Source organism: Pelosinus sp. UFO1 (assembly GCF_000725345.1).
Taxonomy (GTDB): Bacteria; Bacillota; Negativicutes; order DSM-13327; family DSM-13327; genus Pelosinus.
Genome location: NZ_CP008852.1, coordinates 3,607,242 through 3,634,056, shown reverse-complemented (window position 1 = coordinate 3,634,056; position 26,815 = coordinate 3,607,242). Strand labels below are relative to the sequence as shown.

At 39.0% G+C, this 26,815-nt stretch carries 26 protein-coding genes; 22 read left to right on the top strand and 4 right to left on the bottom strand.

Annotation, left to right across the window (positions count from 1 at the left end; all coding sequences use genetic code 11):
* Positions 1–37: 37 nt before the first annotated feature.
* The 8 genes from UFO1_RS17220 (at position 38) to UFO1_RS17185 (ending at position 9,099) form a co-directional block, all read left to right on the top strand.
* Positions 38–1,531 carry a sugar ABC transporter ATP-binding protein gene (locus tag UFO1_RS17220; protein ID WP_038672840.1) on the top strand — a complete coding sequence of 498 codons (1,494 nt, stop codon included), beginning with the start codon at positions 38–40 and terminating at the stop codon, positions 1,529–1,531.
* A gap of 44 nt (positions 1,532–1,575) precedes the next feature.
* A complete protein-coding gene (locus UFO1_RS17215; protein ID WP_038672838.1) occupies positions 1,576–2,535 on the top strand; it encodes an ABC transporter permease in 960 nt (319 codons plus the stop codon).
* A 31-nt stretch (positions 2,536–2,566) separates the two neighbouring features.
* Entirely contained in the window at positions 2,567–3,481 is a 915-nt protein-coding gene (locus tag UFO1_RS17210) for a sugar phosphate isomerase/epimerase (RefSeq protein WP_038672836.1), read from the top strand.
* A gap of 26 nt (positions 3,482–3,507) precedes the next feature.
* Positions 3,508–4,656, top strand: coding sequence for a Gfo/Idh/MocA family protein (locus UFO1_RS17205; RefSeq protein WP_038672834.1), 1,149 nt, complete (start codon positions 3,508–3,510; stop codon positions 4,654–4,656).
* A gap of 219 nt (positions 4,657–4,875) precedes the next feature.
* Complete coding sequence (locus tag UFO1_RS17200) at positions 4,876–5,916, top strand: oxidoreductase (RefSeq protein ID WP_038672831.1); 1,041 nt, start codon at positions 4,876–4,878, stop codon at positions 5,914–5,916.
* A gap of 22 nt (positions 5,917–5,938) precedes the next feature.
* A complete protein-coding gene (locus tag UFO1_RS17195) occupies positions 5,939–6,421 on the top strand; it encodes a heme-degrading domain-containing protein (RefSeq protein WP_038672829.1) in 483 nt (160 codons plus the stop codon).
* Positions 6,422–7,050: 629 nt separating this feature from the next.
* Complete coding sequence (locus tag UFO1_RS17190; protein ID WP_038672826.1) at positions 7,051–8,718, top strand: AarF/ABC1/UbiB kinase family protein; 1,668 nt, start codon at positions 7,051–7,053, stop codon at positions 8,716–8,718.
* A gap of 66 nt (positions 8,719–8,784) precedes the next feature.
* On the top strand, positions 8,785–9,099 hold the full coding sequence (locus tag UFO1_RS17185) for a GNAT family N-acetyltransferase (RefSeq protein ID WP_256380525.1): 315 nt from the start codon (positions 8,785–8,787) through the stop codon (positions 9,097–9,099).
* Between the two features lie 101 nt (positions 9,100–9,200).
* Here the strand turns inward: UFO1_RS17185 and UFO1_RS17180 are convergent, their stop codons facing one another.
* A complete protein-coding gene (locus UFO1_RS17180; RefSeq protein ID WP_038672824.1) occupies positions 9,201–10,976 on the bottom strand; it encodes an oleate hydratase in 1,776 nt (591 codons plus the stop codon).
* Positions 10,977–11,261: 285 nt separating this feature from the next.
* On the opposite strand from UFO1_RS17180, the gene UFO1_RS17175 reads away from it, so the two are divergent.
* The 6 genes from UFO1_RS17175 to UFO1_RS17155 all read left to right on the top strand — a co-directional run bounded on the left by UFO1_RS17175 (position 11,262) and on the right by UFO1_RS17155 (position 15,977).
* The gene (locus tag UFO1_RS17175; RefSeq protein ID WP_038672820.1) at positions 11,262–11,747 is read left to right on the top strand and encodes a sigma-70 family RNA polymerase sigma factor; all 486 of its coding nucleotides are present in this window, start codon (positions 11,262–11,264) and stop codon (positions 11,745–11,747) included.
* A 21-nt stretch (positions 11,748–11,768) separates the two neighbouring features.
* On the top strand, positions 11,769–12,668 hold the full coding sequence (locus UFO1_RS17170) for an anti-sigma-V factor rsiV (protein ID WP_236639440.1): 900 nt from the start codon (positions 11,769–11,771) through the stop codon (positions 12,666–12,668).
* A 593-nt stretch (positions 12,669–13,261) separates the two neighbouring features.
* A complete protein-coding gene (locus tag UFO1_RS17165; RefSeq protein ID WP_051788987.1) occupies positions 13,262–14,560 on the top strand; it encodes an MFS transporter in 1,299 nt (432 codons plus the stop codon).
* Positions 14,561–14,747: 187 nt separating this feature from the next.
* Positions 14,748–14,924 (top strand): hypothetical protein, encoded by a 177-nt coding sequence (locus tag UFO1_RS25305; RefSeq protein ID WP_158442843.1) that lies wholly within the window; start codon positions 14,748–14,750, stop codon positions 14,922–14,924.
* A gap of 101 nt (positions 14,925–15,025) precedes the next feature.
* Positions 15,026–15,613, top strand: coding sequence for a sugar O-acetyltransferase (locus UFO1_RS17160; protein ID WP_038672817.1), 588 nt, complete (start codon positions 15,026–15,028; stop codon positions 15,611–15,613).
* Between the two features lie 154 nt (positions 15,614–15,767).
* The gene (locus UFO1_RS17155) at positions 15,768–15,977 is read left to right on the top strand and encodes an amidohydrolase family protein (protein ID WP_201771033.1); all 210 of its coding nucleotides are present in this window, start codon (positions 15,768–15,770) and stop codon (positions 15,975–15,977) included.
* Between the two features lie 158 nt (positions 15,978–16,135).
* Here the strand turns inward: UFO1_RS17155 and UFO1_RS17150 are convergent, their stop codons facing one another.
* Entirely contained in the window at positions 16,136–16,570 is a 435-nt protein-coding gene (locus UFO1_RS17150; protein ID WP_038672814.1) for a hypothetical protein, read from the bottom strand.
* A gap of 244 nt (positions 16,571–16,814) precedes the next feature.
* Between UFO1_RS17150 and UFO1_RS25825 the strand changes: the two genes are divergently transcribed.
* The 8 genes from UFO1_RS25825 (at position 16,815) to UFO1_RS17110 (ending at position 22,841) form a co-directional block, all read left to right on the top strand.
* Positions 16,815–17,291: a pyridoxamine 5'-phosphate oxidase family protein gene (locus tag UFO1_RS25825; RefSeq protein ID WP_236639233.1), complete on the top strand. Its 477-nt coding sequence runs from the start codon at positions 16,815–16,817 to the stop codon at positions 17,289–17,291.
* Positions 17,292–17,360: 69 nt separating this feature from the next.
* On the top strand, positions 17,361–17,990 hold the full coding sequence (locus UFO1_RS17140) for a type 1 glutamine amidotransferase family protein (RefSeq protein WP_038672811.1): 630 nt from the start codon (positions 17,361–17,363) through the stop codon (positions 17,988–17,990).
* A 636-nt stretch (positions 17,991–18,626) separates the two neighbouring features.
* Positions 18,627–19,037, top strand: a complete 411-nt coding sequence (locus UFO1_RS17135) for a thioesterase family protein (protein ID WP_038672810.1) — start codon at positions 18,627–18,629, stop codon at positions 19,035–19,037.
* Positions 19,038–19,449: 412 nt separating this feature from the next.
* A complete protein-coding gene (locus UFO1_RS17130; protein ID WP_051788986.1) occupies positions 19,450–20,184 on the top strand; it encodes a diadenylate cyclase in 735 nt (244 codons plus the stop codon).
* A gap of 761 nt (positions 20,185–20,945) precedes the next feature.
* Positions 20,946–21,392, top strand: coding sequence for a MarR family winged helix-turn-helix transcriptional regulator (locus tag UFO1_RS17125; protein WP_071842030.1), 447 nt, complete (start codon positions 20,946–20,948; stop codon positions 21,390–21,392).
* Between the two features lie 179 nt (positions 21,393–21,571).
* On the top strand, positions 21,572–22,156 hold the full coding sequence (locus UFO1_RS17120; protein ID WP_038672809.1) for a hypothetical protein: 585 nt from the start codon (positions 21,572–21,574) through the stop codon (positions 22,154–22,156).
* A 15-nt stretch (positions 22,157–22,171) separates the two neighbouring features.
* Entirely contained in the window at positions 22,172–22,360 is a 189-nt protein-coding gene (locus UFO1_RS17115) for a DUF1858 domain-containing protein (protein ID WP_038672807.1), read from the top strand.
* 67 nt (positions 22,361–22,427) lie between these two features.
* On the top strand, positions 22,428–22,841 hold the full coding sequence (locus UFO1_RS17110) for a (2Fe-2S)-binding protein (RefSeq protein WP_038672805.1): 414 nt from the start codon (positions 22,428–22,430) through the stop codon (positions 22,839–22,841).
* A gap of 398 nt (positions 22,842–23,239) precedes the next feature.
* Here UFO1_RS17110 and UFO1_RS17105 read toward each other — a convergent pair whose 3' ends face one another.
* Entirely contained in the window at positions 23,240–25,063 is a 1,824-nt protein-coding gene (locus UFO1_RS17105) for an ABC transporter ATP-binding protein (protein WP_038672803.1), read from the bottom strand.
* Complete coding sequence (locus UFO1_RS17100) at positions 25,060–26,790, bottom strand: ABC transporter ATP-binding protein (protein WP_038672802.1); 1,731 nt, start codon at positions 26,788–26,790, stop codon at positions 25,060–25,062. The genes UFO1_RS17105 and UFO1_RS17100 overlap by 4 nt, the downstream gene beginning before the upstream one ends.
* Between the last annotated feature and the right edge of the window lie 25 nt (positions 26,791–26,815).

Below are 26,815 nucleotides of genomic sequence, written 5' to 3'. Positions count from 1 at the left end.
GGCTGCTCTTAGTTTAGCAATTGCAGGAGGATTGTATATGGATGATAGCTTAGTTTTGCAAATGGGAAATATCAAAAAGGCTTTTAATACGGTAACTGTACTAAAAGGGGTTACACTTGAATTAAAAAAAGGGGAAATACATGCGCTGCTAGGCGAAAATGGTGCGGGGAAATCTACGCTCATGAACATATTAGGCGGCGTTATAAAGAAAGATGAAGGGCATATTTCGATTGGTGGAGAAAAAGCCGAAATTACATCGCCATCCGATGCAAAACGTTTAGGAATTAGCTTTATTCATCAAGAACTTAATCTAATCAATGATTTAAAAGTATATGAAAATCTGTTTCTAGGTACGGAAAAACAAACTAGTTTTGGTTTATTGGATAAAAAGTTCATGGTTAAAGCAACCAAAGCTGTTTTACAAAAAATAGATCCTAGTATTTCGGCGCATGAATATATTCAGGACATGGATAATTCACGCAAACAAACCGTTGAAATTGCCAGAGCTTTGCTAGCCGACGCGAAAATCATTATTATGGATGAGCCTACTACCTCTTTAAGTGAACAGGAAATTGACAGACTGTTTTCCGTTATGCGTTCCCTGAAGAAAGCGGGCGTTGGCATCATTTTTATTTCCCACAAGCTCAAGGAAGTATTAACGATTTGTGATACCTACACTGTGCTGCGGGATGGGGTTGTTACCGGCAATGGCGCTATATGTATGGCCGGTGAAGAAGACCTCGCCAGATTGATGGTTGGCAAAGATGTTTTGCACTTGGAGTATTATATTCCCGCCGAGCTTGGCGAGCCGCTTTTGGCGGTAAAAAATCTAACTCGGGAGCGGTCTTTTAGAAATATCAATTTTATGCTACAAAAAGGCGAAATTATCGGCTTTACTGGACTGCTGGGCGATGGGCGAAGTGAGCTTTTTGAATGTATTTTTGGCTGCAGCGTGCCTGATTCAGGGCAGGTATTTGTCAAGGGACAGGAAAAGCATATCAAGTCACCGGGAGAGGCGCTGGCAGCCGGGATAGGGTTAGTACCAAGAAATCGCAAAGAAAATGCAATTATTAAAGATTTAAGTGTTATGCAAAATCTGACCATTTCTAGTCTTGGTAAAGTGATAGAACACGGCCTTATTAATGAAAAGCGGGAGAAAGAAAAGTGTAAGGAATATGTAAAGCAGCTCAATATTAAAGTCAGTGATATTAATGCGCCAATAACCAGTTTGAGCGGAGGCAATCAGCAGAAGGTAATTCTCGGCAAGTGGATAGAAGTCGGCGCTGATATTATTATTTTGGATAACCCAACCCAAGGTGTCGATATTGGCGCAAAAAGCGAAATATATCAAATGATTGTTAAACTTGCAAGAGCTGGAAAAGGCATTATCGTTCTTTCTGCCGAGCTGCCTGAGATTATGAAAGTATGTGACAGGGTCTTTGTTATGTATCATGGTGAAATAAGAGGTGAATTAGACAGAAACGAGATGGGTGAGGAACAAATCATGATGCTTTCAACCGGAGTAAAATGAGCAAATGGTACAATTTAGTTATTTTATAGATAAGGGTGGGGCATATGCTGGAGAAAACGATAAGTGAAAACACCATTCATCAAAAGATAACGACTATTTGGACAGACTTTAGTGTTTTTTTTGCTTTTCTTGTTATTACCATTATGGCTATTTTTGCTAATGATTTGTTTTTTACATCGACCAATTTAATGAATATTGCCAGGCAGGTTTCGGTAATTGGCATAATCTCCATGGGCATGACACTGGTTATATTATCAAGCGGGATCGATCTTTCTGTCGGTTCCGTTTTGGCCTTAACCGGGATTGTGACAATTAAAGTATTAAACTCAACAGGCAGTGTTATAGTGGCGGTTCTTGTTGGCTTAGCCTTTGCCGCTTTTAGCGGACTCATTAACGGAGTTTTAATTACCAAAGGCAAAGTACCACCGTTTATTGCCACTTTGGGTGTGTATGCTTCTGCACGGTCTTTGGCGTTGTATATAAATAACGGCGGCAATATTAGCGGAAAAGTAGTCGGGTATATAAGCATTGCGAATGATGAACTCATGGGTATTTCTTATCCGGCGTATTTTTTTCTGGCAATTACCATTTTAATGTATCTATTTACGCAGAAAACACGTTATGGCAGATATATCTACGCAATCGGCAGTAATGAAAATGCGGCTAGGTTATCGGCAATTAATGTAAATGTTGTAAAATGTTTTACGTATATAATATGCGGTTTGACGGTGGGTCTTGCGTCGATTGTTGAGTCATCCCGGTTAAATTCGATTTCCTCAGCTGCTTCCGGATATGGTTATGAGATGGATGCTATTGCCGCGGTAATTATCGGCGGTACGCGGATGTCTGGCGGAAAAGGAACTATTGTGGGAACCTTTTTGGGAGTATTAATATTAGGCATTATTAACAATATGCTCAATCTCATGAATGTTTCGCCGTATCTGCAGGGGATGTGCAAGGGGCTTATAATTCTAGTTGCCGTTTTAATGCAAAAGAAGGACTAAATCAAAATTTCCGAAAGAAGGAGCTGTTAATATGAAGCTTGGCTTAGTGAGTGCGATACTAAGTGATTTAAATTTTGAAGAAGTAATCGCTTTTGCTGCGCAAAAGGGGTTTTCCTGTATCGAATTGGCATGCTGGCCGCCTGGCCAGGCTGAGAGAAGATATGCTGGGGTTACGCATGTTGATGTGGCAGCTGTTGATGACAAAAGGGCAGAATATATATTGGACTATTGCAAGAGCCAGGGTATAGAAATATCTGCTCTGGGGTATTATCCCAATCCCCTTGATCCTGATTTGGAAAAACGTGCGTTTTATATTCAGCATATCAAAGCCGGAATAAAGGCTGCAGGTAAGCTGCAAATAAAAAATTACAGTACGTTTATCGGCCGTGACCAGTTTAAAAATGTTGAAGAAAATCTTAAATTATTTAAAGCGGTATGGACACCGCTCATCGAATATGCTGAGCAGCAAAACGTAAATGTCATAATAGAAAACTGCCCCATGTATTTTACCAATGATGAATGGCCAGGCGGTAAGAATTTAGCGACAACTCCGGTTATCTGGCGCAAGTTATTTGAGATTATTCCCAGCAAAAACTTTGGATTGAATTATGATCCCTCCCATTTCCTGTGGCAGAATATGGACTATATTAAACCTATTTATGAATTTAAAGATAGAATTTATCATGTTCATATCAAAGACATGAAAGTGTATAAAGACAAGCTAAATGAAGTGGGCAGTATGGCAAGACCGCTGGAATATATATCGCCCAAAATCCCTGGACTTGGACAAATCAATTGGAGTGAATTTATCTCGGCCTTAACAGATATCGGCTATCAGGGGGCGGCTTGCATTGAGGTGGAAGATAAAGCCTTTGAAGAGACTTTTGCCTTGAAAGAACAAGCCATTATTCTTAGTAAAAGACATATTAGTCCATTTATTGTTTAGGAGACACTCTACAGGAGGCATAAAAAATGGAAAAAATACGTTCTGGCATTATTGGAACAGGGTTTATTGGGCCAGCGCACATTGAGGCACTAAGAAGGCTGGGGTGTGTTGACGTTTTGGCAATTGCTGATTACTGCGCGGAAGTAGCCCAAAAAAAAGCCGAAGAACTCTATGTGCCAAGATATTATGGAGATTACAAAGAGTTATTAGCAGATAAGGATATAGAGGTCGTCCATATTTGTACGCCAAATCATCTGCATTTTCCCATTGCTAAAGAGGCGCTGCTGGCAGGAAAACACGTCATTTGTGAAAAACCGCTGGCGCTAAACAGCGCTGAGGCGGAGGAGCTGACTGAGCTTGCCCAAAAGAGCAATTTGGTGCATGCGGTACACTATAATTTGCGTTTTTACCCGCTCATGCATCAAGTAAAACAAATGATAGAAAACGGAGAACTGGGAGAGATTTTGGCGGTAAACGGGTCTTATCAGCAGGACTGGCTGTTTTATGATACCGATTATAACTGGAGGTTAGACCCGAAATTCAGCGGCGATTCGCGCGCAGTTGCCGATATTGGCTCGCATTGGCTGGATTTGGTGGAGTTTGTTACAGGTATTCAAGTAGAACAAGTTTGTGCCGACTTTGCCATTTTTCACCCCATCCGCAAGAAGCCGCTAAAGGCTGTGGAGACTTATGGCAGCAAGGTGCTAGCGTCTTCTGATTATGAGGATGTTCCCATTGATACAGAAGATTATGCGAGCGTTTTGCTGCACTTTAATAATGGCGCACACGGTTCTGTAACAATCAATCAGGTTGCCGCAGGGCGAAAAAATCGCCTGTTCTTTGAGATTTATGGTGCAAAGAAAGCTGTTGCCTGGGATTCAGAACGGCCAAATGAACTTTGGCAGGGCCGACGTGACGGTAATAATGAAATTTTGCTGAAAGACCCTTCGCTGCTGCATCAATACGCAAGAGATGTTGTAAGTTTTCCGGGCGGTCATAATGAAGGATATCCTGATACCTCCAAACAAATGTTTAAAAAGGTATATGAGTGTATTCAGGCAAAAATCCAGGGGCATGCAATAAAACCGGAGTTTGCTACTTTTGAGTCCGGTCAACGAGAACTTATGCTGTGTGAGAAAATCGTGAAGTCTGCACGGGAACAAAGGTGGCTGTAACTTACAAATACTTCGATCTTTTTTGAATAGGCTGGTTTACGGCTGCTTACGTTGTGAACTAGTCTATTCTTCGCTGAGAGAATTATATTGAGTTGTACCGAATGAGCTGCGCATACTAAGCAAAAACACGGACAATGTATGAGCATCTGAATTAAATAGCCTGTGCCCCATCGACTTTGTTTACGGCAGTAAGGTATAACATATAAGGAGGAGATAATCATGACAATTAATGTTGGCTTAGTAGGTTATGGTATGTCTGGTTCGGTATTTCACGCGCCTATCATTATCAAAATAGATGGATTACAGTTAACGGCTGTCGTTTCATCCGATGAGGGCAAGGTGAAGCGGGATTACCCTTGTGTGAAGGTCTTGCCGGATATTGGCAGCCTTTTGGCGTGCAAAGAAATTGATCTTGTCGTAATCAGCACTCCTAATACAACTCACTATGATTTTACGAAACAGGCTTTAACGGCTGGCAAGCATGTTGTGGTGGAAAAACCATTTACGGTTGCCGCCTGGGAGGCAGACGAGCTTATTGCGCTAGCCCATGAAAAAAAGGTGTTATTGACGGTTTACCAAAACCGCCGCTGGGATGGCGATTTTCTTACTGTAAAAAAATTGCTGGCAACTAATGTGCTGGGTAAAGTGTCCACCTATGAAGCTCATTTTGACCGGTTCCGGCCCGAAGTCCGGCAGCGCTGGCGGGAAAAAGACCTGCCCGGCTCTGGAATTCTGTATGATCTTGGTGCACATCTTATTGATCAGGTGCTGGCTTTGTTTGGTAAACCTAAAACCGTATATGCCGATTTACGAAATGAGCGGGAAGGCGCTCAGGCTACCGATTACTTTCACTTAGTACTGGGGTATCCGGAGTTAAGAGTTATCCTTCATTCCGGTTCGCTGGCATGTAAAGCTGGAGCTCGCTTTACTTTGCATGGCGATAAAGGAAGTTTTGTTAAAGACGGTTTGGATCCGCAGGAAGAGCAGCTTTGCCGGGGCGTAAGGCCCGGTGATCCAACATGGGGTCTTGATCAGCGGGAAAACTTTGGACAATTGAGAACGGCACTTGGCGGATTAGCGTTGACAGGGACGATTGAAACTTTGCCCGGAGGGTATGAGGTTTTTTATGAAGAATTGGTAGCCGCCATTCAATCTGCAAAACCTGTGCCGGTTTTGCCTGAACAAGCCAGAGATACCATCCGCATGATTGAATATGCAATGCAAAGCCACCAGGAACAACGTACCATAACTATACCTTGAGAAATAGAGGATGATGAAATAAATGGAGAGCACCGAACAACTAGCCCGCTTGCTGCGGGAAGAAGAAGAACTGCAATTTTCTGCTTTTTCTAATGATACAGCATTGGAAATCGGCCAAATGCTGGTTGAGGCTGCAAAACAGTCAGGGTGGGCTGTAACTATTGATATTACCCGCAATCAGCAATGCCTCTTTCATCACGCAATGACGAGGACTTCAATTGATAATGCCGAGTGGCTTCGCCGCAAAAACAATGTTGTTAATCGGTTTGGCCATAGTTCCTATTATATGGGGAGTTATCTGCGCAGTTTGGGACAAACAATTGAAGAAAAATATTTCATATCGGCGAGGGAATTTGCGTCCCACGGAGGCGCTTTTCCGCTTATCATTAAAGGTGTAGGCGCAGTCGGCACAATATCGGTATCAGGCTTGCCGCAAAAAGACGATCATGAGTTAGTAGTGAAAGTATTACGATTATATCTGGCAAAAACATTGGAACGGTTCTAAACGATTTAGCTTGATACAAATGACCAGCTGAGATCCTGTTTCTCATAATACATAGAAACAGAAAATTTAACATTTAATAAAAGATGAACCTGAAAGAACGAGATTTTGTCTCAATCTTTCAGGTTCATGTTTTATTAGTATCATTAGACCGTCCAACTAAATAATCAAGGGAAACATGGAAGAAATCAGCGAGTGACAAAATAGGAACGTCCCCAAGTGTCTCAATCAGAAGCAGCGGTGGTATAACATTAATAATGTATCACCAGAAATTCCAAGATTCTCGGGTTCTACTTCATTAATAACTATTCTGAAAAATTCCTTTGTAGAATCATGATACGGTTTGGGGTCCACTCCAAACCGTATCATCGATTCTATGTTACTAACGGGAAAATCCATTCTGTACTTTATCAGCCAGAGCTAAAATGGATTGGTATTGCTATTTTTGCAATTGTAAAAAAGATATTTTTTACTGTTTTAATATGCCTGCCTGGAAGTAGATCTTTATACTGAAATAACCATGGATATGCGAAAAAAAGCATATCCATGGTTATAAGAGGGAATATTCTACAAAATAAGAATTTTGAATTTAGAGTGGTGTGCAACAGGGGACACTGTTGAGGAGGGTATTCATGTTTGCAAGAAGAGTGCGCCATATTAATCGGTATCGTGAAATTGCTGTTGCGCTACTAAGTCAAGGATTTGACTATATTGTGGAAGAGATGGGTTTAATCCAGAAGGTTCCCTATTACCAGCGTGTAAGAACGGTAAAAAAATCAGGTGGCATAGGTGAACGAATCAGGTTGGTTCTTCAACAATTAGGGCCAACCTATGTGAAACTAGGCCAGATTGCCAGTACGCGCCCAGATCTTCTTCCGCCAGGGATTATTGGCGAATTAGAAAAATTGCAGGATAAAGTGCCCAGCTTCTCTTTTATCGAAGTACATTCTGTGATTCAAGAAGAGTTAGGGAGAACGCTGGAAGAAATCTTTCAGCATTTTGAGCCAGGGCCGCTGGCGGCAGCTTCTATTGGACAAGTTCACCAGGCAGTTTTAAAAACAGGAGAAAAAGTTGCGGTGAAAATTCAGCGTCCTGATATCGCTACTGTTATCAAAACCGATTTGGAAATTCTTTACGAACTGGCTAACTTGGCCGAACGTCGCTTTCATTGGGCAAAAACGTATCAACTAGTAGATATGATCGATGAGTTTTCGAAAGCTCTCAGTAGTGAACTTGACTATACGAATGAATCCCGTAATGCCGAGAAAATCTCAAAACAGTGTATAAATAATCCTGTGATTTGCGTTCCCAAAGTCTATCGCGATTATTCGAGTTCAAAGGTGTTAACGGCAGAATATATCGAGGGGATAAAAATAAGTAATAAAGAAAAGTTAGAACAGCAGGGATATAACATTTCTCTGTTAGCGGAGCGCTTTGCCAAAGAGATTTTTCAGCAAATTTTTATGGAAGGATTCTTTCATGGTGATCCTCATCCTGGGAATGTGCTGGTGTTGCCAGGAGAAACCATTGCTTTTCTGGATTTTGGAATGGTTGGGCATCTCAACTCTGAAATGAAATATAATCTATCTTCATTAGTAATCGGCTTAATGCACCAAGACTCAGACGAGATAGCCAAAACGATTTATCGCATGGGAATTGTCTCCGAGTATGCCAACAAACTTAAGCTCAGGGACGATATAGAACTACTAGTCGAAAAATACTACGGAGTCCCGTTAAGTCAAGTTAGTATTGGTGAAGCCGTGAATAATATTTTTGCAGTGGCTCTGAAACACAAAATAAAAATTCCTGCCGATATGGTATTAGTAGGAAAGGCATTACTTACGATGGAGGGTATCGTTGAAAAACTAGATCCCCATTTGAGTATTTTCGATATTGCCGAGCCATTCGGGAAAAAAATAGTAATGGAACGCCTACATCCCAAAACTATGACCAAAAAATTCTGGCGAAATATTAACGACTTCAGTGAACTTTTCGTTAGTTTTCCTCAGCAGTTTAAAGAATTCAGTGCTGTTGTCAGGCATGGGCGATTGCGTTTAGATATTGCTATTCCAGAGATGGAACATATTTTGAAAACACAAGATCGTATTAGTAATCGAGTGTCTTTCAGTATTATTTTGCTGGCACTTAGTATTTTTATGGCTAGTATCATTGTCAGTTTAAGTATTGCCGGACAATCTTCGTTGCTGTGGCCAATTCCGATTCTAGAAATTGGCTTTGGAATTGCAATGGTAATATTTTTTTGGTTGCTTTATGCTATTATTCGGTCAGGTAATCTGTAATATTCGGTTCGGGCAACACATGATTTCCTCAAGGAAGAAGATATTCAATTTTATAAACCATTAATCTTGACCGAATATTTTCATCAGGTGAATTTATTTTGTCACAAAGATAGTAACCTTGAAATTACTGGATTTATGGGCATAGCGGATAATAACCTTGAAATGCTGTTTATTAATCCTGAATCGCGGGGCAAGGGTATAGGCAAAGAGTTGCTTATGTATGGGATAGAGCAGCAAAAAGTGAAACGGGTAGATGTTAATGAGCAGAATGCTCAGGCGGTTGGCTTTTATAAGCACATGGGCTTTCATATCGTAAATCGGTCTGAATTTGATGGGACAGGGAAACCTTATCCAATTTTGCACATGGAATTAAAATGTTAACAGGCTAAATTTTAAATGGTAAACATGTACGTATATGTTTAGACGTAAAAAAGAAGAAAAGTGAGAGCAACGAGTGAGCTACTCGTTGCTCTCACTTTATCTTAAATAAGCTTATATTTTTCCAGTAATTCCTCCATAACCGTTCCAGAAATCATTTTGAGCGCTTTCTTTTCCACTAAACTTGCAATAAAAGGCAGTTTGATATCGGTAAGTTTTTTCCCATCTAGCATTTTTGCTGTAGAATCAAGCAATACTCTAATATCGTAGCAGGAGGCGAACACTTCTGGAACTCCGCGGTCAACATCAAGCAGGGTATAAACTGCCTCCATTGCCGTTCTGACCGAATACTCTGTTGTGAAGACCGTGTCCCGGACAGTATCGGCAAACTGGCCGATAAATGCAAAGTTAACGCAGCCATCGGGAACGACTTTGGGACGATCACCTTCCGTTCTTGGCATAAAGAATGCGGTGATATATGGCATCATACAAGGAATGCAGTGCGCGCCAGTTCCTGCCATTTCGTGAATTTCTGTTTCTGGTACGCCCATGTGGTAGAGCCATTCCTCTACAATTTCCCTACCCGTGCATTCCTTCATGGGCTTTTTAACAAAGTTGCCGGGAGCATTTGTATAAAGCCCATAAATCCATACCACCAGTTGGTCTTTTGGCTGTTCCTTGAAATGAGGCTGGCGATTAACCGTATAACTCATGAGCCACTTAGAATCCTTGACAGTAATAATGCCGCCGGTAACAACTCTTCCTGAGAAGGGATCACGCTTAGACATTTTTTTAATATACTGTGGAATCCTTTCATCAAGAGTAGTGACGGTAGCTGATTCCCAGTTGGTCGCTTTTATATTGGTACAGAATTTTTCTGGGCGACCAAAGGACGGATCCTGGTTGGCGATGTTCTTCCAGAGATGCCAGCAGCCGCCCTCGCCAGGATTGGTATCCAGTATGGGTGCATGATCGTCATCGCTGAGCGTAGAATTTTCCGTACAACTGCCATTTGTAACAAATACTAGATCATCTTCCGTTAGGTCAATGATTTCTTCCTTACCTGCATGCCGGTAGACAAGTTGTCTTGCAACCTTTTCTCTACCCGTTATGTCAAAGATAACGTTAGTAACCTGTGTATCATACTGAAAGTTCACATTATGAGCTTCCAGATATTTTACCAATGGCAGAATCAGTGATTCATACTGATTGTATTTGGTGAATTTTAGTGCGGAGAAATCAGGAAGACCACCAATGTGATGGATAAAGCGTTGGAGGTAGAGTTTCATTTCGAGCGCGCTGTGCCATTTTTGAAAGGCAAACATAGTCTGCCAGTAGAGCCAGAAGTTTGAAGAATAAAACTCATCGTCAAAAAAATCATCAATGGTCTTGTCGTATAGAAGTTCATCTCTTGTTATAAACAGTTTGAGAATGTCCATTGATGCTTTTTCGGATAGTGCAAATTTTCCGTCGGTATGTGCATCCTCTCCTCGATTTATAGAGGCTCGCATTAGGGAATAATTAGGGTCACGCTTGTTAAGCCAGTAAAATTCATCAAGCACTGAGATGCCCTCGGTTTCAATTGAAGGGATGGAGCGGAATAAATCCCAGAGGCATTCAAAATGGTTTTCCATTTCACGGCCACCACGGATGATAAAGCCTTTTTGTATATCTTTAATACCGTCACAGGCGCCTCCGACAATGCCCGTTTCCTCAAGAATATGGATGTGCTCGCCTTTCATTTGTCCGTCTCGAACGAGAAAACATGCTGCTGCTAGTGAAGCAAGACCGCTGCCCACAAGATAAGCTGATTTGTTATCAACTCCCTTAGGCTTTTCCGGGCGGGCAAATGCTTCATAATTACCATTTGAGTAATACATAGCTGGAACCTCCCAAGATTTTTATGGCTATAGTATAAACGATATAGCTATAATATAAACTGGTGTTTGTCCTAAAGCATGGTGACGGCAGACCGTGTCAAAAGTAGTCGATTATAATTACACATCAGATTACTTGCAGATTCGCCTAGATGCCCTTTAAAAGAACAGCAATGTTCTCAGAATAGGTTGGAAAGATTTTATTACAAAATCCATATATGGTGCAAACTTTTTGTGTATCGTCAGCGTCTATATAGTGTAAAGCAAAGAAAGGAGCTATTCGTGCTAATGGGGAAATGCAATATAGAAAAACAATTCGTAGATTACGTTATGGAAAATAAGGAGAACCACTATCGGCTTGCTTTAAGTTACGTTAAAAATGTTGACGATGCTTTGGATGTTGTCCAGGAATCTATTTATAAAGCCATTTCAACTGTTGATACTCTCAAAAATCCTGGCTATTTTAAAACTTGGTTTTATAAAATTTTAGTAAACACTTCATTGGATTTACTTCGAAAACGGAAGAAGCTAGTTGTAGTAGACGATGAAGTTTTATTAGGTTTTGATTCAGGTACATTTGATAATTGTGAGGACATAGATCTTCAAAAAGCATTAGATAATTTACCCGTTCAATACCGTAGTGTAGTAGTACTTAGGTTTTTTGAGGATTTAAAAATAGAAGAAATTGCGGTTGTTTTAGATGAAAATGTTAATACAATAAAAACACGCTTATACAAATCACTAAAAATGTTACGTATTGAAATGAATGATTAGAGTAAGGAGGAGCCATTTGTGATGGATAAAAAATTGGAAATGCTGAAAAAGGAATACATGAACGCACCTATTCCTTCGGAATTGGACTTTGTTGTAAGAAAAGCCTTAAAAAATAACGAAATTAATAGCAGTATGAGAAATAATAACTTTAAAAGAATAAAAAGAGCAGTCGCTTCAATAGCCGCAGCATTTGTCGTACTTACTGTAGGGGTTAATACTAGCCCGGCTTTTGCAGCAGCAATAACAAAAGTACCAGTTGTAGGTAGCATTGTAAAAGTTATAACTTTTAGAGAATTTACTGTAAACGAAGATACCTATAATACGAATATAAAAGTACCTGCCGTACAGGGTTTAGAAAACAAAAACCTGGAAAACAGCTTGAATGAAAAATATCTTGCTGAAAACAAAAAGTTATATGAACAGTTTACGGTTGATATGGAAAATTTGAAGAAAAACGGTGGCGGTCATTTAGGCGTAAATAGCGGTTATGAGGTGAAGACCGATACTGACAGAATTCTTTCTATAGGGCGTTATGTAGTGAATACTGTGGGATCTTCATCAACAAAAATGAAGTATGATACCGTAGATAAGAAAAACGGAATCCTGATTACTTTACCAAGCTTATTTAAAGACGATAGGTATGTTGAAGTTATAAGTGAAAATATTAAAAAGCAAATGATAGAACAGAATAAAGCGGATAACAATAAGTTTTATTGGGTTGCAGGGATCGAGCAGAAAGGGAATATGAAGTTATTTGAAAAAATTTCAAAGGAGCAAAGCTTCTATATTAACTCAGAAGGTAAGCTGGTAATTTCATTTGACAAATACGAGGTTTCCCCAGGATATATGGGAATTGTACAATTCGTTATACCAACCGATATCATATCAGATATTCTGGTTAGTACTGAGTATATAAAATAAGCTAAAAAAGAAGGCATATTTCTTTTGAGCTGCGATATGAAGGAGACGCGTTGGAAAAGGTTATATGCGAACATCTCATTGATGGCATGTCATAGAACTAATATTTACTTAGAGAATAGATAAGTGTAATTACTAATATTTTGATAAAGCTCGATAATAAAGGATCTGACGCGGTTCCTTTGTCTCACTAAATATGGCCATTATAGACTCCGAATAAGAAAAAACAATATATACGACAACTCCTGCAAATCAGCCTTGCAGGAGTTTTGTATTTTAATGGTAAATGGGATAGGATATGGGATATTGTTTTTCAAAGAAAAGCTTCTCATTACGTATAAACATACATGAGACAGAAGATAGGTACTCAAAAGAACCGTCCCCGTGAATTTTTTTGTGGCAAGATAAATTTGCCATAAGAATTTTGGAAAGCTGTGGAATAGAAAAAAAGGGAATTCTGTTGAGTTTAAATACCCCAATATCTTATCGAAAAGGAACAGCTCTAAGGCGTATTTATGTTTGTTAAAATATTTTGATGCATTTTAGAATTGAGATTTGTCTGTTTGAGGTGCATAGTGAAAGGAGTGGTTGTTAGAATGGAACAAGTTTTACCAAAAGGCGGTTTCTTGCATTTTACTCTCCTGTGGTTTGGAGAAATGATTTCATTTATGGGATCGGGCTTAACTGGCTTTGCATTAGGGGTGTGGGTATATCAAAATACCGGGTCTGTAACAGAGTTTTCTTTAATTGCATTGTCTGCGGCGTTACCGGGGATTGTTTTTTCTCCTATTGTAGGCGCATTAAGTGATCGTTGGGATAGGCGCTTATTAATAATTGTGAGTGATTTTGGCGCTTGTCTGGGTACACTGGCTATTATCCTGTTGTTACATAACAACGTGCTAAAAATATGGCATATTTACATCATTATGATGATTATATCGATTTTCAGTACCTTCCGATTGTCGGCATATCAGGCTTCTTTTACTATGCTGATACCAAAAGAACAATTGGGCCGAGCCAACGGAATGGATCAGATTTCAGTAGCTATATCACAAATTTTGCCACCAGTCGTAGCTGGTGTTTTAGTTGGAAGCGTAGGGATAGAACCAGTAATTTTAATTGACTTTTGTACATACATTTTCGCACTTGCTATGTTGCTCTTTGTGCGAATTCCTAAACTGACGGAACGTCCTCCAGGGTCGGACCAGTCTTCGTTGCTCAACGATGTAGCTAATGGATGGAACTATCTCACTGAACGACCAGGGTTACTCTGGCTCATCTTTTTCGTCGCAATTATTTATTTTGCGATAGCATCTCTCAGTGTCTTGATTACTCCATTAATATTGTCAATGGCACCGGTGGAAACGCTTGGTATGGTGATGTCCATTGGCGGTAGTGGGATGCTGATTAGTAGCTTGTTAATTAGCACTTGGGGTGGTTTAAAGCAAGACTTTCGTAACGCATTTATTGCTAGTATGATTTTTGGAGTGTCTATCTTGATTGGGGGCTCAAGCACGTCAGTGCCAACGATAACAATGATGGCTTTCTTGGCCTTCTTTTCCTTGCCATTTATAATCAGTGGAAGTCGAACGATTTTTCAGAAAAAGACTTTACCGAGTTTTCAGGGAAGAATCTTCGCTGTTCGTCGTATGTTTAATTGGGCCGCATCAGGGGTTGCATATTTTATTTCTGGACCGTTGGCTGATTATGTTTTTAAGCCATTACTTCTTCCAGGAGGACTTCTAGCAAATAATGTGGGAACGGTTATCGGAATTGGGCAAGGAAGGGGAATTGGTCTATTTATGATGATAGTGGGGTTAATTACAATTATCGCGCTTATTTGCGTATACCCTCACTTACGCTTTTTGGAAAAGAAGGTGCCTGATGCCTGCTAACATAGCGTTCCTCGTCAGATAATGTTTGCTTGTGAGAAAGGCTTATTTGCTATACACTTTTTTATTTCGTTCTTTATTCGCATTTAGGACTTGACTTTGATTAGCTGGTCTGTGACATTCCCTGCCAACCTAGCCTTACAGGAGTTTTGTATTTTAATGGTAAATAGTATAAAACATGGGAGGGTTTATGAGACGAAAAGAGGAGAGTGACTCAGGCAATTATTCTCTAGTATTTTTTGATAAATACGACTATAATTTCTGTCCCAACTGTAATGAATGGGCAGGTCATAGTTGTGGAGATGCAGGCTGCCCATTTTGCGGTAATCGTCCTGAAACTCCATTTCATGAATTCTACAATAAATAAAGCCAGGATAACAGGAATATCTAAAAGTGTGATTGATAGGATCTAGTGGGACAGAGAACCTGTCCCCTTGTCCCCGTATTTAATAGTTAAAGGAGATAGTTATGACAGAGAAAGAAAAGGCACAAAAAGGTTACTTGTATGATGCAAACAATGATACATCTTTGATTGAAGAAAGAACATTATGCCAAGACTTGTGTTTTCAATATAATGGGTTACACCCTTCTATGATAGAAACACGTATAGCACTAATAAAAAAAATAATAAGAAAGACAAAAGGAAGGTTCTTAATTGAACAACCTTTCTGGTGTGATTACGGATATAATGTTGAAATTGGTGAAAATTTTTATGCTAATCATAACTGTATAATCTTAGATGGAGCAAAAGTAACTTTTGGAGATAACGTATTTATAGCTCCTAATTGTGGTTTTTATACAGCAGGGCATCCACTTGATAGTGAACAGAGAAATCAAGGATTAGAATATGCATATCCAATCATCATAGGAAGTAATGTATGGATTGGTGCACATGTAGCAGTTTTGCCAGGAGTTACTATTGGTGATAATGTTGTAATTGGAGCTGGCAGTGTAGTAAATAAAGATATTCCTTCTGGAGTAATCGCAGCGGGAAATCCTTGTAAGGTGATTCGTAAAATAACTGAGGATGATAAGAAAAAATACTGGAATGAATAGCGATATAGTAATTGGATAATCTCCCCCAAAAGTGGAAGAGTAAAAGAATTAATGGACAATAGGGGGTGTCGACAATTCAACCAGTTTGAAGGTTGGTGTCAATAACCCCGTCCCCATGACATACTTCGTAAACGGGGCGACGGAGTTTTCCGAAATGGTTCGTAACGGGATTACGCCACTACGGGTGCTGAAAGCGGGGACGTCGGTGGCGGCGGAGATGCTTGAGCTGAATACCGGCAGTATCATTGTCGGCAAGCGGGCTGATTTGGTCGCTATGCCTGGAAACCCGTTTGAAGACATTTCCGTTACCGAGAAAGTTAACTTCGTTATGAAGGACGGCGTGGTTTACCGCGACGACAAATAGCGCTGCTGACCCGCGAAGGGGCCACTTTCTGCAGGGTGTGAAAAAACTCCGTTAAGAATTCTAATAAGAATTTTTAATGGAGTTTCCCATTATTACGGTAGATTTAAATGATATAAAAGATGATAAAACAGTGGCGCATCCCTAAGATTTATTAAATATTAGTTGTTGTTAAACAATGGTTCTATCGTTTCAGGAAGTGAAATCGTAACGCTTTCAGTTTGTCCCTTATTAGTAACTTGCATACCCCATTTACCTAAAATCTGATTCTTAGCGTTTCTTACACAAATACTAAGGTTTACTAATTCTCCTTTTGCAGATACGATAGCTACTTGACCTGAAGTCTTTCCTGCTGAGATAATGGTCGCATCTTTTGGATTACTACCATTATTACCAAGACTCCATTCAACATTAACAGTTGATGGCTTGCTAGGGATAGTTTCTTTGATAAAAGTGCAATCCCAAAAATTAGAGTTGCTAATTTCAGTTTTTACTTGCAGTGTAGCCTGAGATGCAGCTTGAACTGAGGTCAACGCGGTTATTGAGAAGAAGACGAATACGAATGAGGCTAAACAAAATTTAATTATGTGGCCCATAATGTATAACCCTCCAAATAACTTTTTCTCTATTTTAGCATAATTATCCATTTAGGACAATGTGAGCGGTAGGTTGTAATTATTTTAGTCTTGCAGGAGTTTTGTATTTTTTAAGTGACCCTGGTGGCACGTCCGTAAAAGTAACACTTTTTTGTAAGTGTTGACTATAATTTATATTTTTGATACAGTATTCAGAACAAATGTTCTTATATGTATGTAAAGCCATGCTAGAAGGAGGAAGCTTATGGATCTTAATTATGAGCAGTTGGAACAGGAAATATTGGATGTATTAGGGAGCAATAAGTACTGGGTATTGGCAACCTCAGCAGATAACCGGGTAACAGCGCGTTCTATGAGTATAGTGAATGATGGATTAAACATTTATTTTCAGACGGAAACGTTGTTGGATAAGTATAAACAGATCCTTATAAATCCCAATATAGCGATGTGTTACCATAACGTACAAATTGAGGGTAAAGCTGAATCAAAAGGACAAGTGGCAAGCCGGGAAAATGAAAAAATTCGTAAAATTTATTGTGTACATCACAAAAAATCATATGAACGCTGGCAGGGGTTAGAGGAACAAGTGTTTATGAAGGTGCAACCAGTAAAGATTACTATGTGGAAATATGTTGACTCCAAGCCGTGTCGGGATTATATATATGTAGCTGAGCGTAGAGCAGTCAGAGAATATTATCATGGGGAGCAGTATGATAATTGATAATATGTACCTAATGAATTTACGAAAAAATACAATAAGAGTGGGGTGGTAGTTATGGGAGGTAATACAATGAGTAAAAATACTATATTTATGTATGTTCTAAATACAATGGCGGATTGGGAATGGGGCTATATAACCGCTGAATTGAAAACCGGACGGTTTTTTAAAAAAGGGATACCAGCATTTACGATTAAAACCGTTAGTTTAAGTAAGGAACCGATTACAACCATGGGAGGGCTGCGAATCATACCTGATTTAAGTATAGAAGAAATTAATACTCAGGATTGTGCTCTTCTACTACTACCTGGCGGTGAAACGTGGATGGATTCACGGCATGCTTCGATATTGGAAAAGGCAAAAGATTGTTTAGATAAAGGTATTCCTGTTGCCGCCATCTGTGGTGCTACTATGGCACTTGCGTCAGTCGGAATTTTAGATACATATCGGCACACTAGTAATGATTTTGCATATCTCAAGAAGGAATGCCCCAATTATCATGGGGAAGAGAACTTTCAATTTCAAAGTGCAGTTACCGATGGTGATCTCATTACTGCCAGTGGTATAGCACCGATAGAGCTAGCGTATCAAGTTTTTAAGCGACTTGATGTATTTTCAGATGAGACCTTAGATTGTTGGTATCAGCTTCATAAAATACAAGATCCTCAGTACTTTTATAAACTAATGCAATCTCTTGGATAGGGATTTTAGCGACTTATCAATAAATTTACTTATTTTACATTTTATAATTTAAAATTAAGTAATTCCAAAAGATAAAATATGATAAGTATTAGCGTAATGCTGATACTTTTTTTTACATACTAAAGGTGAAAATGATGCGTACATCAGAATCCTGTAAAACCTGGTATTGGAACAGTTGATGGATATAAGTGGAGTAGCTATAGGGATTATATAGGCATGGGAAGAAACCTGACGGATACAAGGGAAGTATTGGGTATTCTTTCGAACTTTAATGAAAAAGCCTTAATAGAGTTTGTAAGGTTCAATCCAATAAATCGCTAAGAGAGGAACTGATAAAGCTTCTGATGGAAAAATCCAACTCGTCCCTAAGAGGGATTGCGGAGACATTGGAACTAAACCGTGAAATGGTAAGAAAGGTGCAAGTGTCAAAGGACCTGTCCCCTTGACATTTTTGACATTCCGGTTATTTAAATACTTCAGAAGGATTTAAATATTTCGATATAGAATCTTATATTTTGATAAAATTCGCAGAAAAAGTATATCCCTCGGTCAATTGGCACAATTTAATTCTATAGATCAGTCACAAGATTTCCACAAATCAAAGAGATTTAAAACAAGAAAGATAGGAGTAATTAAATGAATGATTTTTCAACAAAACTAGAACTTCGTATTGACTGGAGTGAAATCGATCTTTTTGAACATGTAAACAATGTAGCGATCTCAAAATATATCCAATCTGCAAGAGTTAATTATCTGGAGACTATTGGCTTAATGCAATTACAGTCAGAAACTAAAAAGGGTCCAATATTAGTTTCTACAACTTGTCAATTTCGTAAACCGCTATTTTATCCTGGACAAGTATCGATCTATTCAAAAGTTGAGTTTATTAAAAATACAAGTTTTGGAATTAAGCATATAATTTATAATGAACAAAATGAAATTTCCGCAGAGGCTCAAGACATTATAGTTTTTTTTGATTTCAATAATAATGCCAAACTCATTATTCCAAATGAGATAAGAGAAAAAATTGAGACAGTGGAAAGATAAAACAACGAGTCAGGTGAAGGTTAAATGGGAAGAAGCATCTATTAAATCAGTTTACGAGGTTAAAAGATTTGGCGTTGTAAAATGTAAATGGTAAGATGAGACTGATAAATTTCGGTGATATGCCAGCAGTTACATGCTGGCTTTTCTATTTGCAAGATTAAATGTTGGGAATTTATAAACGGATAATTAACTACAGGCTATATGGTTATTGTCTAATGATCGGATCTAGTGGGACAGAGAACCTGTCCCCTGTCCCAATATATTGATGATATGAAATGAGAAAAGGGTATGACTCAAAAGAAACGTCCCCTCGATTCTTATGATTTTTATTCGGTTCTAGCAAATTCCCTAGAAAGATTTTAGCAAGTATAGTTTGAATTTATCTTGGGAGAATAATCATGAGGTGGTTCATATGACACTTTGCCAGCTAGACAACCAGATGAAGCGGGTCATTCGTGGCAAACTGGAAGAAGTCTGGCATAAAAGCGAACAGATAGTAAAATCGCTTGATGACGGAGAAAAATGTCTGCTTTGTGAGATAACAAGCATCAAAGATCTTGCTTTAGAGTTAGATGCTATGGCCTCCCTCTATCACTTTCAGTCCTCGCTCTTCCCTACAGTGGAAGGAATAGAAGATATATCAACGGCGCTCACAGCCTTGTCTATTAGCGGTCATGGAGCACTGATTATCATAGAGCAAAGTGATAGTTTAAGCGAATATGTTGATGCCTGCATTACCACAGGCTCCCTTATTGGGGCGCGCGTGTCAGCACCGCTCCTTGAAACAATCTTCTATCCTGGCAATCCTTTGCACGATGGTGCGGTAATCATAAAAGATGGGCAAATAGTTTCAGCTGGCTGTGTGCTTCCACTATCTGCTAAAAGACACACCAAAGAAGGCAGAAAAATTGGAACTCGTCATCGGGCAGCTCTTGGTATTAGTGAACGCACCGACGCCCTCGCTATTGTTGTTTCTGAGGAAACCGGTAAGGTCTCCATTGTTCAACGAGGTATATTACACCCGCTTGAAGTAAACATGTGCGAACATGGTGAAGCGCTTCGCATGCCTAACTTCAAGCTAAACAATGCACCCTTACGAATATCCACTGACGGTTTGGCGCAATATATTGGTGCCGACAACTTGTGATTAGGAGGACGAAAGAGTGAGCGAGACATCTCGTTATTTTATTACCAAAAAGTGTAATGGTTGTAATGCTTGTTTATAGTTTGGATGGCCATATATATCATTCAGTCAGAGAAATGGTGGCGTTCATAATTGTTAATGGTTCCAGAAGAAGCAATGGGGCCAGATTTGACTTATTTGTAGATAGTTCTTTCAGATGGTGCTAAATGAATTAATGAATGAGTGTATTAAATAGTATGGTGGATTTGCAAGGTCACGCCTCGCCGTGTCGAACTCCTGTCATGCATGACTCAAAAGAACCGTCCCCTTGATTCTGTATAGGCATGGGAAGAAATTTGACGGATACAAGGGAAGTATTGGGTTTCGAACTTTAATGAAAAAGCCTTAATAGAGTTTGTAAGGTTCAATAGTGAGTTTAGTGAGGGAACTTTTCTGGATGTCCGTGAAGAGAAGGAAATAGATCAGTTAAATGTGACTGAATATATAAATAGGTATTTGGCTGAAAAAGGAATAGGAATCAATGATTTGAGAACTGATAAAGCTTCTGATGGAAAAATCCAACTTGTCTTTTAGAGGGATTGCGGAGACATTGGAACTAAACCGTGAAATGGTAAGAAAGGTGCAAGTGTCAAAGGACCTGTCCCCTTGACATTTTGGGGATTGAGGATGAAAAATTGGGAGTGACGACAATGAGATTTGATTATGCAACAGACAATACAATTTTAATACTTGACAATATTACTAATTAGTGATAAATTATAGCCATGAACAACAATAGTAAAGATTATGGAATGAAGAATCGATTGAACTTAAATGTCGTCATTGGACTCTATCGTTCTTACTTTAGAATACACAGGAGTACACAAAAATTAATAGCCAGTTATAATATTACCATGCCGCAATTTGGTGTTATGGAAGCATTATATCATTTAGGTGATATGAATATTGGAGAAATAATTGATAGAACGCTGTCCACAAGTGGAAATATGACTGTAGTTATTAAAAATTTAGAGCAAGAGGGGTGGATTACCCGCCATACCGATCCTGCCGATAAAAGAGCTTATTTGGTGCAATTAACTAAAAGAGGAGAAGAATTAATTGAAACGATTTTTCCTGAGCATTTAAATGATTTGGATGGATTGCTAGATAATTTAGATACGCAGGAAAAGGAACATTTAAGTTACCTTTTCAAAAAAATGAATAGAACTTAATGGAAAGGTTGGCAAGCAGCCTTTTTATTAACACAAATATCACTAATTAGTAATATTGTTTTAGAAACAATATGAAAAAGAACATCGTGTCCCAATTTTGGGAGAGATTAACGAAAAAAATCAACTCAACTATCAAGAGAAATATAAATTAGTAGTTGAATTACTTGAAGGAGATAATAATGGGAAAAGATACAATGGATAAGTTTAATAAGCTTAAAAAAAGAGTACCTTTCTCAAAAGATAACCATTGGGTTTACTTTGGATATGGAGAAGATTGGGGTAATAAGTGCTCTAGATGTTATCACAAGCTTAAAACAGAAGAGACACCAAACAATGAATGCATAAATTGTTGGAAATTCGAAATATGGGAAGATAACTTGACAGACTTAGATGAAACTCTAATATTCTTATTGGAAGAAGCAGATAAAGATCATACTCTAAGTGGAAAGATGATGAGAAATAAATCCTTGTATTATTCTGAAAGAGGCGAAAGATTAGGTACTGGAATTAGTCATACGATACCAGAAGATGCAAAACCAGACCGATATTTAAGAGGCGAAATAGATTGTGACAGGGTTATACTAATTTATAGTCAATCCATTGAAGAAAGAAATATGAGAATGAATAGCATACTAGCAGGATTAAAGGAAAGAGGTCTTTATAAAAAGGATAGTTTTCCATACAGGAGGGGGTGTATTGAACCCCATGAAAAATTAATTGGACCTTGGGAAAATTGGTTTGAGCTAAACAGGGATTATAATTAATAAAGGAGTGTACGTATGAAAGTTGATGGAAAAACAATGATAAAGGATATCGTAGATATGGGGCCTAAAGCAATAGAAATATTAATGAGTTTTGGTATGGGCTGTATTGGATGTCCTGCATCTCAAAAAGAGAGTATAGAAGAAGCTGCTAGAGTTCATGGAATTAATGTAGAGAATTTGCTGCAAAGTTTAAATAATATTTAATAAAGTTGAAGTTTAATTAGCATACAAAATTCTAAATAAATTACACATAATGAAGGAAATAGAAAAGATGATAAAAACAATAATTTCAAAAATAAAAAAACTTAAGGGAGAAAATAGAATGGATAATAACAAAGTAGTATGTGGATGTTTTAATGTTACTGTACAAGATTTAAATAATGCTATCAAAAATGGTGCTAAGTCATTTGAAGATGTGCAAGCTGCTACTAAAGTTGGTACTGGTTGTGGTAATTGTGTAGAAAACAATAAAACATTAGTTGATGAACTATTATTAAGAAAAAAAATCGATGAAAATCAAGTAGTATGTGGATGTTTTAAAGTTACTGCACAAGATTTAGTGAATGCTATCAAAAATGGTGCAAAGTCATTCGAAGAGGTACAAGTTGTTACGAAAGTTGGCACTGGTTGCGGTAATTGTGTAGAAAGCAATAAAGCATTAGTTGCTCAATTATTAGCGAAATAATAATTCGTAGAGTAAATCTTAAACGTCATTGGATTGATTTGTAATTTGCGTAAGTGGTGATATGCAGATATAAAGATAAAATGGGTGGATTTGGACTGGTTCGGCTCGCCGTTAAATAAAAGACAAAAAAACATTGTAGACTCCGAATAAGAATAGCTGACCAATAACCAATATATAATGACAAACTCCTGCAAAGCAACTAGCCTTGCAGGAGTTTTGTATTTTAATGGTAAAATCTTGATTACATCTGATGAGTAGGTTGAGCTTATCAGGAAAAAGGCTGCCTAAAACATGATTGGAATCGAACATCTTGTCTTTTGTAGAAATATTCAGTGTTTAGTTAGCTGATCTCGTGTTTTTCATATTTATGATTTGGCACTCTGCAAGGACATTTCTCTTTATGCAACGACCTCATCATTTTCAAATTGGCTGTTGTAAAGGTTTTGGTAAAATCCTCCTTTTGCCATTAATTCTTCGTGACTTCCCTGCTCGATTACATCGCCGTGGTTCATAACCAAAATGATGTCCGCATCGCGAATGGTAGATAGGCGGTGCGCAATTACAAAGCTGGTTCTTCCCTTCATAAGCTTGTTCATAGCTTTTTGAATGAGTACCTCCGTCCGGGTATCGACAGAGCTTGTAGCTTCATCTAAAATCAAAATTTGGGGATCGGCAATAATAGCCCGTGCAATGGTTAATAGCTGCTTTTGACCTTGTGATATATTATTTGCCTCTTCGTTTAGCATCATGTTGTAACCGCCGGGAAGGGTTTTAATAAAGTGGTGGGCATAAGCAGTTTTGACAGCATCGACCACTTCTTCATGAGTCGCACCCTCTTTGCCGTAGACCAGATTTTCTTCAACTGTACCGTGAAACAGCCAAGTATCCTGTAGGACCATTCCAAAAATCGTATACAAATCATCCCGCCTCATATCCCTTATATCAACTCCGTCCACCTTGATACTACCGCTGTCCACATCGTAGAACCTCATTAGCAAATTAATCAGCGTTGTTTTGCCAGCGCCTGTGGGACCGACCACGGCAACCGTCTGTCCGCTCTTTACGTCGATAGTAAGATTTCTGATCAGAGTCTGGTCTTTTGAGTAACCAAAGCTGATATTTTCTATAGAAACATTGCCTTGAATGTTATTATTCAGCGTAGCATTCAGGTTGTCCGGAAGCTCTTCTTCCTCATCCAAAATTGCAAAAACCCTTTCGGCAGCAGCAATAGTGGACTGCAGTGTGCCGGCTAGATTGGATATGGTGCTTAAAGGCTGCATAAACTGCTTCGTGTACTGGGTGAACGACTGAATTTGCCCGACCTGTATTTTTCCCTGTATTACAAGAATACAGCCGACGACGGCAATTAGGGCATAGCCAACATTCCCGAAAAACGAAACCATTGGCATCATTGTTCCAGAGAAGAACTCCGCGCGCCACGCGTTTTCATAGATTTTATTGTTAATGTCTGAAAACCGCTCCTTTGATTTTTCCTCATAGTTAAAGGTTTTGATAATGTTGTGACCTGTGTACATCTCTTCGATATGGCCGTTGATTTCACCGATGGCGGCTTGCTGTCTGCCGAAATACTTCTGTGAACCTTTGATGACACCTGCTGATGTCAAAAGAGATAAAGGAATCACAACAATCGCAATGAGCGACATCCATATGTTAATACTGAACATCATCATCAAAATGCCCAATACAGTTGCAAGGGAGGTAAGAATTTGGTTTAAACTATGCTGCATGGTTGAGTTGATGGTTTCGATGTCGTTTGTGACGCGGCTTAAAATCTCACCGTGGCTTTTACTGTCCAGATATTTCAGAGGTAGCTTATTGATCTTTTGGTCAATATCATTTCTAAGATTATATATTGTGCGCGCTGTAATCTCTGCCATAAAGAAGTTCTGCACAAACTGGAACACCTGTGATAAGACATAAATCAGAGCAAGCAGTTTTAAAATACGGAGGATGTAAGACCAGTCAAACACCCCTGTGGATACTCCATGATAAAGTGCTGTCGTTACTTTACCAAGAATTTCCGGTGCTGTCACTGTGAATGCAGTACTTAAAATCACCATAATCAAAACCATAATAAATTGCCTTTTGAATTTGGATAAATAGCCAATTAAGCGCTTGGCGGAAGAACTGAAATTTTTAGCCTTTTCCGAACCAAAGGAAGGGCCGCAATGTGTTGAATTGCTGTCATTATGCTTACTCATGCTCCAAGCTCTCCCTTTTTAAATTGTGATTCAACAATCTCCTGATATACGCGGCACCTATTTAATAGTTCTTTATGAGTACCAATATCCGAAATCATCCCGTTATCCAGAACAATAATCTTATTCGCATCCATGATGGTACTGACACGCTGTGCCACAATAATCACCGTGGCATCCACCGTTTCTTTTTTCAACGCTTTGCGAAGCGTAACATCTGTTTTATAATCCAGTGCAGAAAAACTGTCATCAAAAACATAGATTTCGGGCTTTTTAATTAACGCCCGCGCAATGGCCAGACGCTGCTTCTGCCCACCTGACACATTTGCGCCACCCTGGGAGATCATGGAATCGAATTGATTTTCCTTGTCCTGCACAAATTCCATGGCCTGTGCTACCTCAGCCGCGTGTCGTACTTCCTCTATACTGGCATCCTGTCTGCCGAACCGAAGATTTTCCGCAATGGTTCCGGTAAACAAAACACCCTTTTGTGGAACATAACCGATTTTATTCCGAAGCGTATGCAAATCAAATTCCTTAATATTAATACCATCCACCAATATTTCGCCTTCTGTTACATCGTAAAAACGGAGAATCAAATTGGCGATGGTGGATTTTCCGCTACCGGTGCTGCCGATAATCGCAACGGTTTCATTGGGATTCGCCTGAAAGGAAATGTTTTTTAGCACAGGATCATCCGCATTTGGATAATTGAAGGAAACATTTCTAAATTCGACCGTGCCTGTAACTCTGGATTCTTTGACAAGTTTACCCGGATTTGTGACTGCAAGTTTCATGTCCAGCACCTCCGCTATTCTTTCAGAGGAGGTGGCAGCCCTGGGATACATGATAAAAATCATGGAAATCATCATAATGGACATCAGAATCTGGGTAATATACTGCACATATGCGACAAGATTTCCAACATTCATGGTTCCTCCATACACCATTTTCCCACCAAGATAAATGATTGCAATGGTGGTTAGATTCATGATGATTGTAACCGTAGGGACCAGGGTGCTCATCAGCTGCAGTGCAGTGATGGAGGTCTGCGTGTAATCTTCATTCACCGCGTCAAAACGTTTGATTTCGTACCCACTGCGTTTAAAAGCACGGATAACCTTTATGCCAATCAGGTTTTCGCGTAATACTCGATTAATGGCATCAATTTTTTTCTGCATACTTTTAAAATATTTCGATGACTTTGCAATAATTAAAACAATAGCTATACTCATGACAGGAACGACTACTAGCAAAGTAAGCGCAAGGTTGCGTCCGGTAATAACCGCCATTACAATTCCGCTGATTGTCATGAGCGGAGCAAATACGCCAATTCTCATTAAAAAGGTCATAAAGGTTTGTATTTGCATAATATCATTGGTGGTTCTTGTAATCAGTGAGGAAGTTCCAATTTGGTCTACCTCATGCAGGGAAAAGTCTTCCACCTTAAAAAAGACCTGTTCCCTCAGGCCTGCGCTGAGTTTTGTAGATGTTCTGGCAGCCAAATAGCTAGCCGCAATAGCACATAATATAGCTACAACGGCCGCCAATACCATTTGCAGTCCTATCGTCATAATAAGGTATTGATTGCCAGAGGAAACACCATCATTGATCATGGTGGCCAGCAAGGTTGGAATCATGATTTCACAGGCGGACTGCCCCCCCAGAAATATCAATAGAATGATTACTGAAATTCTATAAGGTTTTATATAGCGTAAAAATAATTTCATAAGAGTCCATCCCTTTTAATGGTAA

Coding starts and splice junctions, on each gene's coding strand:
- UFO1_RS17220 (WP_038672840.1), top strand. CDS start 38: ATGGATGATAGCTTAGTTTTGCAAATGGGAAATATCAAAAAGGCTTTT.
- UFO1_RS17215 (WP_038672838.1), top strand. CDS start 1,576: ATGCTGGAGAAAACGATAAGTGAAAACACCATTCATCAAAAGATAACG.
- UFO1_RS17210 (WP_038672836.1), top strand. CDS start 2,567: ATGAAGCTTGGCTTAGTGAGTGCGATACTAAGTGATTTAAATTTTGAA.
- UFO1_RS17205 (WP_038672834.1), top strand. CDS start 3,508: ATGGAAAAAATACGTTCTGGCATTATTGGAACAGGGTTTATTGGGCCA.
- UFO1_RS17200 (WP_038672831.1), top strand. CDS start 4,876: ATGACAATTAATGTTGGCTTAGTAGGTTATGGTATGTCTGGTTCGGTA.
- UFO1_RS17195 (WP_038672829.1), top strand. CDS start 5,939: ATGGAGAGCACCGAACAACTAGCCCGCTTGCTGCGGGAAGAAGAAGAA.
- UFO1_RS17190 (WP_038672826.1), top strand. CDS start 7,051: ATGTTTGCAAGAAGAGTGCGCCATATTAATCGGTATCGTGAAATTGCT.
- UFO1_RS17180 (WP_038672824.1), bottom strand. CDS start 10,976: ATGTATTACTCAAATGGTAATTATGAAGCATTTGCCCGCCCGGAAAAG.
- UFO1_RS17175 (WP_038672820.1), top strand. CDS start 11,262: ATGGGGAAATGCAATATAGAAAAACAATTCGTAGATTACGTTATGGAA.
- UFO1_RS17170 (WP_236639440.1), top strand. CDS start 11,769: ATGGATAAAAAATTGGAAATGCTGAAAAAGGAATACATGAACGCACCT.
- UFO1_RS17165 (WP_051788987.1), top strand. CDS start 13,262: ATGGAACAAGTTTTACCAAAAGGCGGTTTCTTGCATTTTACTCTCCTG.
- UFO1_RS25305 (WP_158442843.1), top strand. CDS start 14,748: ATGAGACGAAAAGAGGAGAGTGACTCAGGCAATTATTCTCTAGTATTT.
- UFO1_RS17160 (WP_038672817.1), top strand. CDS start 15,026: ATGACAGAGAAAGAAAAGGCACAAAAAGGTTACTTGTATGATGCAAAC.
- UFO1_RS17155 (WP_201771033.1), top strand. CDS start 15,768: ATGGTTCGTAACGGGATTACGCCACTACGGGTGCTGAAAGCGGGGACG.
- UFO1_RS17150 (WP_038672814.1), bottom strand. CDS start 16,570: ATGGGCCACATAATTAAATTTTGTTTAGCCTCATTCGTATTCGTCTTC.
- UFO1_RS25825 (WP_236639233.1), top strand. CDS start 16,815: ATGGATCTTAATTATGAGCAGTTGGAACAGGAAATATTGGATGTATTA.
- UFO1_RS17140 (WP_038672811.1), top strand. CDS start 17,361: ATGAGTAAAAATACTATATTTATGTATGTTCTAAATACAATGGCGGAT.
- UFO1_RS17135 (WP_038672810.1), top strand. CDS start 18,627: ATGAATGATTTTTCAACAAAACTAGAACTTCGTATTGACTGGAGTGAA.
- UFO1_RS17130 (WP_051788986.1), top strand. CDS start 19,450: ATGACACTTTGCCAGCTAGACAACCAGATGAAGCGGGTCATTCGTGGC.
- UFO1_RS17125 (WP_071842030.1), top strand. CDS start 20,946: ATGAACAACAATAGTAAAGATTATGGAATGAAGAATCGATTGAACTTA.
- UFO1_RS17120 (WP_038672809.1), top strand. CDS start 21,572: ATGGGAAAAGATACAATGGATAAGTTTAATAAGCTTAAAAAAAGAGTA.
- UFO1_RS17115 (WP_038672807.1), top strand. CDS start 22,172: ATGAAAGTTGATGGAAAAACAATGATAAAGGATATCGTAGATATGGGG.
- UFO1_RS17110 (WP_038672805.1), top strand. CDS start 22,428: ATGATAAAAACAATAATTTCAAAAATAAAAAAACTTAAGGGAGAAAAT.
- UFO1_RS17105 (WP_038672803.1), bottom strand. CDS start 25,063: ATGAGTAAGCATAATGACAGCAATTCAACACATTGCGGCCCTTCCTTT.
- UFO1_RS17100 (WP_038672802.1), bottom strand. CDS start 26,790: ATGAAATTATTTTTACGCTATATAAAACCTTATAGAATTTCAGTAATC.